Genomic DNA, 2,347 nt, shown 5'->3' on the forward strand with positions numbered 1-2,347 from the left:
ACGCAGATACTAATAAGAAAAATGATTACAACAATGCATACAACCATGCGAATGACATTATTAATGGTAATGCACAACATCCAGTTATAACACCAAGTGATGTTAACAATGCTTTATCAAATGTCACTAGTAAAGAACATGCATTGAATGGTGAAGCTAAGTTAAATGCTGCGAAACAAGAAGCGAACACTGCATTAGGTCAATTAAATAACTTGAATAATGCGCAACGTCAAAACTTACAATCGCAAATTAATAGTGCACATCAAATCGAGACAGTTAATACGATTAAGCAAAATGCAACAAACTTAAATAGTGCAATGGGTAACTTAAGACAAGCTGTTGCAGATAAAGATCAAGTGAAACGTACAGAAGATTATGCGGATGCAGATACAGCTAAACAAAATGCATATAACAGTGCAGTTTCAAGTGCCGAAACAATCATTAATCAAACAACAAATCCAACGATGTCTGTTGATGATGTTAATCGTGCAACTTCAGCTGTTACTTCTAATAAAAATGCATTAAATGGTGATGAAAAATTAGCACAATCTAAAACAGATGCTGCAAGAGCAATTGATGCATTACCACATTTAAATAATGCACAAAAAGCAGATGTTAAATCTAAAATTAATGCTGCATCAAATATTGCTGGCGTAAATACTGTTAAACAACAAGGTACAGATTTAAATACAGCGATGGGTAACTTGCAAGGTGCAATCAATGATGAACAAACGACGCTTAATAGTCAAAACTATCAAGATGCGACACCTAGTAAGAAAACAGCATACACAAATGCGGTACAAGCTGCGAAAGATATTTTAAATAAATCAAATGGTCAAAATAAAACGAAAGATCAAGTTACTGAAGCGATGAATCAATTGAATTCGGCTAAAAATAACTTAGATGGTACGCGTTTATTAGATCAAGCGAAGCAAACAGCGAAACAGCAGTTAAATAATATGACGCATTTAACAACTGCACAAAAAACGAATTTAACAAACCAAATTAATAGTGGTACTACTGTCGCTGGTGTTCATACGGTTCAATCAAATGCCAATACATTAGATCAAGCCATGAATACGTTAAGACAAAGTATTGCCAACAAAGATGCGACTAAAGCAAGTGAAGATTACGTAGATGCTAATAATGATAAGCAAACAGCATATAACAACGCAGTAGCTGCTGCTGAAACGATTATTAATGCAAATAGTAATCCAGAAATGAATCCAAGTACGATTACACAAAAAGCAGAGCAAGTGAATAGTTCTAAAACGGCACTTAACGGTGATGAAAACTTAGCTACGGCAAAACAAAATGCGAAAACGTACTTAAACACATTAACGAGTATTACAGATGCTCAAAAGAACAATTTGATTAGTCAAATTAGTAGTGCGACAAGAGTTAGTGGTGTTGATACTGTAAAACAAAATGCACAACATCTAGATCAAGCTATGGCTAGCTTGCAAAGTGGTATTAACAACGAATCTCAAGTTAAATCATCTGAGAAATATCGTGATGCTGATACAAATAAACAACAAGAGTATGATAATGCTATTACTGCAGCGAAAGCGATTTTAAATAAACAACATGGTCCAAACACTGCGCAAAATGCAGTTGAAGCAGCATTGCAACGTGTGAATACTGCGAAAGATGCATTGAATGGCGATGCAAAATTAATTGCAGCTCAAAACGCAGCGAAACAACATTTAGGTACTTTAACGCATATCACTACAGCTCAACGTAATGATTTAACAAATCAAATTTCACAAGCTACAAACTTAGCTGGTGTTGAATCTGTTAAACAAAATGCGAATAGTTTAGATGGTGCTATGGGTAACTTACAAACGGCTATCAACGATAAGTCAGGAACATTAGCGAGCCAAAACTTCTTGGATGCTGATGAGCAAAAACGTAATGCATACAATCAAGCTGTATCAGCAGCCGAAACCATTTTAAATAAACAAACTGGACCGAATACAGCGAAAACAGCAGTCGAACAAGCACTTAATAATGTTAATAATGCGAAACATGCATTAAATGGTACGCAAAACTTAAACAATGCGAAACAAGCAGCGATTACAGCAATCAATGGCGCATCTGATTTAAATCAACATCAAAAAGATGCATTAAAAGCACAAGCTAATGGTGCTCAACGCGTATCTAATGCACAAGATGTACAACGTAATGCGACTGAACTGAACACGGCGATGGGCACATTAAAACATGCCATCGCAGATAAGACGAATACGTTAGCAAGCAGTAAATATGTCAACGCCGATAGCACTAAACAAAATGCTTACACAACTAAAGTTACCAATGCTGAACATATTATTAGCGGTACGCCAAC

1 protein-coding gene is annotated in these 2,347 nt (G+C 35.7%); it reads left to right on the top strand.

Annotated elements, in window-relative coordinates; translation table 11 throughout:
• A partial coding sequence (locus IDG60_RS11255; RefSeq protein ID WP_206160703.1) for an albumin-binding GA domain-containing protein occupies positions 1 to 2,347 on the top strand: 2,347 nt, incomplete at both ends.

This window comes from Staphylococcus sp. EG-SA-2, from assembly GCF_017152085.1.